Raw genomic sequence first — 7,050 nt, forward strand, 5'->3', positions numbered from 1 at the left:
AAACTGAAAAAATATTCTGGAAAAATTGAAAAATACCGCGCCCGATGTCATCCTCCAGCCCATCTCAATCGCCTGGATCAAGGGAGGGCCGGACAAATGCCCAGGATGCGTGCCGTCGACGCGGCTGTTCTCGTGCTCGAAAAGGAAGGCATTTCCTGCGCCTTCGGCGTGCCGGGCGCGGCGATCAATCCGTTCTACTCGGCGCTCAAGGCGCGTGGCTCGATCCGTCATATCCTGGCCCGCCATGTCGAGGCCGCCTCGCACATGGCCGAAGGTTTTACGCGGGCAAAAGCCGGCAATATCGGGCTGTGCGTCGGCACCTCCGGTCCGGCCGGCACGGACATGATCACCGGGCTCTATTCGGCCTCCGCCGATTCCATCCCGATCCTCTGCATCACCGGGCAAGCGCCGCGCGCGCGGCTGACCAAGGAGGATTTTCAGGCGGTCGATATCGCCGCCATCGCCGCACCCGTCGCGAAGTGGGCGGTCACGGTCATGGAGCCCTACCAGGTGCCGATGACGCTGCAGAAGGCGTTTCATCTCATGCGCTCGGGCCGTCCGGGGCCGGTCCTGGTCGACCTGCCGATCGACGTGCAGCTTGCCGAGATCGAATTCGACATCGACGCCTACGAGCCGCTCTCGGTCGCCAGGCCGGCGATGACGCGCGGCCAGGCCGAGAAGGTGCTGGCGCTGCTTAACGCGGCGGAAAGGCCGCTGATCGTCGCCGGCGGCGGCATCATCAACGCCGACGCCTCCGACCTTCTGATCGAATTCGCCGAGATCACCGGCGTGCCGGTCATCCCGACGCTGATGGGCTGGGGTTCCATCCCCGACGACCACCGGCTGATGGCCGGCATGTGCGGCCTGCAAACCTCGCACCGATATGGCAATGCGACGCTGCTCGCCTCGGATTTCGTCCTCGGCGTCGGCAATCGCTGGGCCAACCGCCACACCGGCTCGGTCGAAAAATACCGGGAAGGGCGCAAATTCGTCCATATCGACATCGAGCCGACCCAGATCGGCCGGGTGTTCGCGCCGGATCTCGGAATCGTCTCCGACGCGGGCGCCGCACTCAAGGCGCTGCTCGACGTCGCCACCGAGTGGAAGACGGCCGGAAAGCTGCGCGACTGGTCGGGCTGGGCGAAGCAATGCCAGCAGCGCAAGAAGACGCTGAAGCGCAAGACGCATTTCGACGAGGTGCCGATGAAGCCGCAGCGCGTCTACGAGGAGATGAACAAGGCTTTCGGCCGCGACACGACTTATGTCACCACCATCGGCCTGTCGCAGATCGCCGGCGCGCAGTTCCTGCACGTCTACAAGCCGCGCAACTGGATCAATTGCGGCCAGGCGGGACCGCTCGGCTGGACGCTGCCGGCGGCCCTCGGCGTGCGCGCCGCCGATCCGGATGCGGAGATCGTGGCGCTGTCGGGCGACTACGATTTCCAGTTCCTGATCGAGGAGCTGGCGGTCGGCGCGCAGCACAGGCTGCCCTACATCCACGTCGTCGTGAACAACGCCTATCTCGGCCTCATCCGCCAGGCGCAGCGCGGCTTTTCCATGGATTTCGAGGTGAGCCTCGCCTTCGAGAACATCAACCGGGCCGAGGGCGCCGAGCCCGGCTACGGCGTCGACCATATCGCGGTCGCCGAGGCGATGGGCTGCAAGGCGATCCGCGTGCGCCGGCCGGAAGACTGCGCCGCCGCCTTCAAGGAGGCCAGGCGGCTGATGGCCGAGCACCGGGTCCCGGTCGTCGTCGAGTTCATCCTCGAGCGTGTCACCAACATCTCGATGGGTACCGAGATCGACGCCGTGGTCGAATTCGAGGACCTGGCCGAGCGCAACGAGGACGCGCCGACCGCCATCGCGCTGCTGGATTGAGTGAGGCCCTGGCCGTCATCCTCGGGCTCGTCCTGCAGATATGGAACCGAAGAACAATTGCGATGAGCGGTCGCAGATCCTCTGGACAAGCCCGAGGATGACGTCGCCGTCGTGCCAGTGATTTCAAGGAAACGTCATGCCCAAGTTTTCCGCCAACCTGTCCATGCTCTTCACCGAGCATGATTTCCTCGACCGTTTTGACGCCGCCGCCCGTGCCGGCTTCGCCGGTGTCGAATATGTCGGCGCCTACGACCATGCGCCGGAAACGGTGGCGGCGCGGCTGAAGAGGAACGGGCTTGCGCAGGTGCTGTTCAACCTGCCGGCCGGCGACTGGGCCGCCGGCGAGCGCGGCATCGGCTGCCTGCCGGACCGCATCGACGAGTTCCGGCGCGGCGTGGACACGGCCATAACCTATGCCAGGGCGACCGGCTGCGGCCAGGTCAACTGCCTTGCCGGCATCACGCCGGCCGGCGTCGACCGCGCCGCGCTGGAAAACGTGCTGGTCGGGAATCTGAGATATGCAGCCCCGCGCCTGAAGGAGGCCGGGATAAGGCTGCTGATCGAGCCGATCAACCTGCTGGACATCCCCGGCTTCTTCCTGAACACGTCGGCCCAGGTGCTGGCGATCATCGAGCGCGTCGGCTCGGACAATCTCTATCTGCAATACGACATCTACCACATGCAGGTCATGGAGGGGGATCTCGCCCGGACGATCGAGAAGAATCTCGGCCGCATCGCGCATATCCAGCTTGCGGACAATCCCGGCCGTCACGAGCCGGGAACGGGCGAGATCAATTTTCCCTTCCTCTACGAACACCTCGACCGTATCGGTTATGCCGGCTGGGTCGGGGCGGAATACAAGCCGCGCAACGGCACGGAAACGGGGTTGGAGTGGTTCAAGGCGCTGGCCGGCAGGAAGAGCGCGGCGTAGCCGAAATTCCCTCCCCTTGAGGGGAGGGTGGCCGCGAAGCGGCCGGGTGGGGTCGTTGCGGCCAGTCTCCACGCAAGGAACGTAGAGCGCTGCCGCGGCGACCCCACCCGCCTCGCTGCGCTCGGCACCCTCCCCTCAAGGGGGAGGGACGAACCGGAGAACAATCATGCAGACAATCGGCTTCATCGGCCTCGGCATCATGGGCGCGCCCATGGCCGGCCACCTTCTCGACGCGAGTTATCCGGTGGTGACCTCCGACCATCGCAAACCGGCGCCTGCGGACCTCGTCGCCAAGGGGCTGAAGACCGTCGCGGGCCATGCGGCGGTGGCGGAGGCCGCCGACATCGTCATCACCATGGTGCCCGACACGCCGCAGGTGGCGGAGGTACTGTTCGGCGAAAGCGGCGTAGCTTCAGGTCTTTCGGCGGGAAAGCTCGTCATCGACATGAGTTCGATCTCGCCGATCGAGACAAAAACATTCGCGGAACGGATCAACGCTCTCGGCTGCGACTATCTCGACGCGCCGGTATCCGGCGGAGAGGTCGGCGCCAGGGCGGCGTCGCTCACCATCATGGTCGGCGGCCCGGAAGAGGCATTCGAGCGGGCGAAGCCGGTGTTCGAAAAGATGGGCAAGAACATCACTCTGGTCGGCGGCAACGGCGTCGGCCAGACCACCAAGGTCGCCAACCAGATCGTGGTCGCGCTGACCATCGAGGCCGTCGCCGAGGCGCTGGTGTTCGCCTCCAAGGCCGGCGCCGATCCGGCGAAGGTTCGGCAGGCGCTGATGGGCGGGCTGGCGGCGTCGAGGATCCTCGAAGTGCATGGCGAGCGCATGGTCAAGCGGACGTTCGCGCCCGGTTTCCGCATCGAGCTGCACCAGAAGGATCTCAACCTCGCGCTGGAAGGCGCGAAGTCGCTCGGCGTGGCGCTGCCCAACACCTCGACCACGCAGCAGCTCTTCAATTCCTGCGCGGCCAATGGGGGAGCCAAGGAGGATCACTCCGCGCTGGTGCGCGCGCTGGAGCGGTTGGCGGGCCACGAGGTGGGATGAACCCCTTTCCTCACGGGATCGGGGCGGCTCGGCGGCCCGGTCGAGACACCTACCTCCGAACGGGGATCAGGCTATCGGTCCCGGGAACAGGACGAGCCGGGCACCGCGCAATTGGCCGGTTCGTTGCCGGGAGCGCCGGCAAGGTTCTGGCAGCCGGCCAGGGCACCCATGGCCGAGCCGGCCACGACCAGGATTCCGAGAAATCGTCGCATTCCGAACTTCCTCGTTCCGAATTTCCTCAAGTGAGCGCGCCCGGACGAGCGCAAGATGGCGGGTAAGAAGGCCTGCCACCGATATCTAGGAATGCGGAGCCGACAGGCAAGTCCCTGGACGGTAACGAACTCTTTGCCAGAGCGTGATCCCGCCGGTCGGTTGCCCGCCTCAATCCTGCGTCAAGGACAGCGTGTCGAAATCGGCGATGAGCCGATCCAATGCCGCCTTGAGGACGCCGGATTGGAACGGCTCGACAAGGGCGCCGTCCGCCCATCTTTCGTCGGCGGCATTTTCGCCGATGCGGAACTTGATCTCCAAGGCGGCCATCCCGTCGAGTTCCTGCGCGGTTTTCGGGAGCCACGCCTTGGTCTGAGGGTTCCTGTCCAGGAAAGCTCTGAAGGCTTCGATATCGGTCTCGAGAGACCAGACGAGCGCCTCTATTTCTTCTACCACCGGATGATATCGGCCGGTCGCCGGGTCATAGAATGGGCTCATGGGCAGGTTCTGAAGCGTTGCGGACGCTTCTCTGGCACGCGCAAGCCATTCGCGGCGGTCGGCTATGCGCGGAATGTCGCCGCTCATCGTGCTGCCAACCACCGCCGTGCCGCGTAGAGCGCCACCGCCGCAGCGTTCGAGACGTTGAGCGAGCGGATGGCGCCCGGCATGTCGAGCCGCGCCAGCGTGGTCACCGTCTCGCGTGTCTTCTGCCTGAGACCCTTGCCCTCGGCGCCAAGCACCAGCGCGACGCGCTCGCCGGAAAAGCTCTGCTCCAGTTCGGCCGGCCCGTCGGAATCGAGCCCGAGTGTCTGGAAGCCGGCCGCGTGCAGCTCCTCCAGCGCGGCAGCGAGGTTTTTCACCTCGATCAGGTCGATATGCTCCAGCGCGCCGGACGCCGCCTTTGCGAGCACGCCGGATTCATGCGGGCTGTGGCGCGACGTGGTGATCAGCGCCCCGGCCCCGAAGGCCACCGCCGAGCGCAGCACCGCACCGACATTGTGCGGATCGGTCACCTGGTCGAGCACGACCACCAGCGGCGTGTCGCCGAGCGCCGCGAGCGGCTTCGGCTGCAGCGGCTCCGCCTCGACAAGCACGCCCTGGTGCACGGCCTCGCTGCCGGTGATCCTGTCGATCTCCTTCGGCTCGACGATTTTTGCTTGGAAGGGCAGGGCTGCGGGATCGCCGATGCCGAGCCGCTCCAGCGCGTTGCGGGTGGCGAGCATCGACCGGATTTTTCGACGCGGATTGTCGAGGGCGGCGCGCACGGTATGCAGGCCGTAGAGCCGCACCAGCCCGTCGCCGGGGCCTTCGCCGGCAGGGATGGCCGGGCGCGTCCGCTGCAGCGGTGCACCGGCCTTGAGGTCGCGATGCGCGCGCCTGAGCTTTGCGTAATGGGTGTCTTTCGGCGTGCCCGTCTTCTTGTCGTCGGTCATCTGGCGTCCCGCGGGAGTGAAGCCGCAGCATGCTCACTGGCGGCGACCTGACCTGTCACGCCCCCGCGGCAAAGTAAACCGCCGGGGTTGGTAGTGCCCCAGTTTGAATTTAGGCCCGGTTGACGCCCCTGTCGCATCCGCCTTCGGCTCCTATATGCTTACCGGAAAGCATGGGAGCCCCAAATGGCGGATTTGGACATAGCACTCTTCAACACTGGTTTTGAGCAGAAGCAGGACGAGGCTGCGCTGTGCCAGTTGGGCGCGGCGGCTGTTCTCCTTTGGGATGAAGTGCCGTCCGCCCTTCAGGACAAGCTGCTTCACCTTGCCGAGAAAGTTGCGGGAGTGCCGTTTACCCCCGTCGCATCCGCCCACATTCAAGGATTGATCGAACGTAATACCAACCGGACCTAAAGGCCAGAAGTGCCCCGCCGACGTTATCGGCAATGCCGTCCGCGTCATGCGTATTGCAACCGGCGAGGAAGAAGACACGATCATTGACGACGGCAAAGACGTGCCGCGAAGTCGCTTGGCACGAAGGCGGCAAGAAGCGCGCTGAGAACTTGACGCCGGAACGGCGCGCCGAGATCGCGCGGAAGGCTGCGGAGAAGCGCGGGGAAATAGCACGCACGTTCACTTTTGTTCAACATCGATGCTTGCAGGAAATTAGCAAGCATGCTAGCGCTCTATACAGCAAGCATGGAGCGATTCGAATGGACACTCCGCAAAGCAAGGGCGGCAAGGCCCGCGCCGACAAACTCACATCCGAGGAACGTAGTGAGATAGCCAGCCAAGCAGCTAGGGCCCGATGGGCCGAAGCCGCTGGGTTGCCGAAGGCAACCCATATGGGGAATCTTAGAATTGGTGATGCAGAAATTCCCTGCGCGGTTCTCTCTGATGGCACACGGCTGTTGACGCAGGCGGGTTTCCTTGGCGCGCTTGGTCGGTCCACTAAGCCGAAAGGCCGCTCGCAGCAGGTAACCGACGGTTTGCCACCTTTCTTGGCCACCAAGAGCCTTAAATCACTGATAACGCAAGAAATTATCGATGCGACGGTTCCTATTGCATTCATAACCACCACAGGTGGCAAGGCGCTGGGCTTCAAGGCTGAGCTTCTGCCGAAAGTTTGCGACCTCTTTCTTGAGGCCCGGAACTTGAATCTGCTCACCCTCCAACAGAATTCAATCGCCGAAAGCAGTGAGATGCTGGTCCGCGCGCTGGCAAAAGTCGGCATCGTTGCATTGGTTGACGAGGCTACAGGCTTCCAAGTTGATCGAGATCGGGACGAGCTTCACAGGCTGCTTTCGGTGTATCTGTCCGAAGAGAGGTTAGCTTGGGCCAAGCGGTTCCCAGACGAATTTTACCGGCAAGTCTACCGGTTAAAAGGCTGGAAATGGCCGGTCGGCAAGGCCAAGACCCCGTACTTAGGCCATATTACCAATGATGTTGTCTATGAGCGCCTACCGGAGGGGGTTTTGCCGAAACTGCGGGAGTTATACCCCGCCTACCCGACGACCCGAAAAGCCTCGGGTCTGACGATGTGGAAATTG

8 protein-coding genes are annotated in these 7,050 nt (G+C 64.1%); 5 read left to right on the plus strand and 3 right to left on the minus strand.

What is annotated here, in order from left to right:
• Window positions 1-96: 96 nt before the first annotated feature.
• The 3 genes from gcl to AC5JDC_RS04230 all read left to right on the plus strand — a co-directional run bounded on the left by gcl (window position 97) and on the right by AC5JDC_RS04230 (window position 3,860).
• A complete protein-coding gene (gene gcl / locus AC5JDC_RS04220) occupies window positions 97-1,878 on the plus strand; it encodes a glyoxylate carboligase (protein ID WP_495839376.1) in 1,782 nt (593 codons plus the stop codon).
• Window positions 1,879-2,014: 136 nt separating this feature from the next.
• Complete coding sequence (gene hyi, locus AC5JDC_RS04225) at window positions 2,015-2,809, plus strand: hydroxypyruvate isomerase (RefSeq protein ID WP_495839377.1); 795 nt, start codon at window positions 2,015-2,017, stop codon at window positions 2,807-2,809.
• 166 nt (window positions 2,810-2,975) lie between these two features.
• A complete protein-coding gene (locus AC5JDC_RS04230; protein WP_495839379.1) occupies window positions 2,976-3,860 on the plus strand; it encodes a 2-hydroxy-3-oxopropionate reductase in 885 nt (294 codons plus the stop codon).
• Window positions 3,861-3,931: 71 nt separating this feature from the next.
• Here the strand turns inward: AC5JDC_RS04230 and AC5JDC_RS04235 are convergent, their stop codons facing one another.
• The 3 genes from AC5JDC_RS04235 to AC5JDC_RS04245 all read right to left on the minus strand — a co-directional run bounded on the left by AC5JDC_RS04235 (window position 3,932) and on the right by AC5JDC_RS04245 (window position 5,503).
• Window positions 3,932-4,072 (minus strand): hypothetical protein, encoded by a 141-nt coding sequence (locus AC5JDC_RS04235; protein WP_495839381.1) that lies wholly within the window; start codon window positions 4,070-4,072, stop codon window positions 3,932-3,934.
• Window positions 4,073-4,241: 169 nt separating this feature from the next.
• Window positions 4,242-4,655, minus strand: a complete 414-nt coding sequence (locus tag AC5JDC_RS04240) for a hypothetical protein (RefSeq protein WP_495839383.1) — start codon at window positions 4,653-4,655, stop codon at window positions 4,242-4,244.
• Complete coding sequence (locus AC5JDC_RS04245; RefSeq protein ID WP_495839385.1) at window positions 4,652-5,503, minus strand: TrmH family RNA methyltransferase; 852 nt, start codon at window positions 5,501-5,503, stop codon at window positions 4,652-4,654. The genes AC5JDC_RS04240 and AC5JDC_RS04245 overlap by 4 nt, the downstream gene beginning before the upstream one ends.
• A gap of 183 nt (window positions 5,504-5,686) precedes the next feature.
• Between AC5JDC_RS04245 and AC5JDC_RS04250 the strand changes: the two genes are divergently transcribed.
• Window positions 5,687-5,914, plus strand: a complete 228-nt coding sequence (locus AC5JDC_RS04250; protein WP_495839387.1) for a hypothetical protein — start codon at window positions 5,687-5,689, stop codon at window positions 5,912-5,914.
• 83 nt (window positions 5,915-5,997) lie between these two features.
• On the plus strand, window positions 5,998-7,050 hold a 1,053-nt coding region (locus tag AC5JDC_RS04255), incomplete at its 3' end, for a P63C domain-containing protein (RefSeq protein WP_495839389.1).

The sequence above is a fragment of the Kumtagia sp. genome (genome assembly GCF_059502445.1).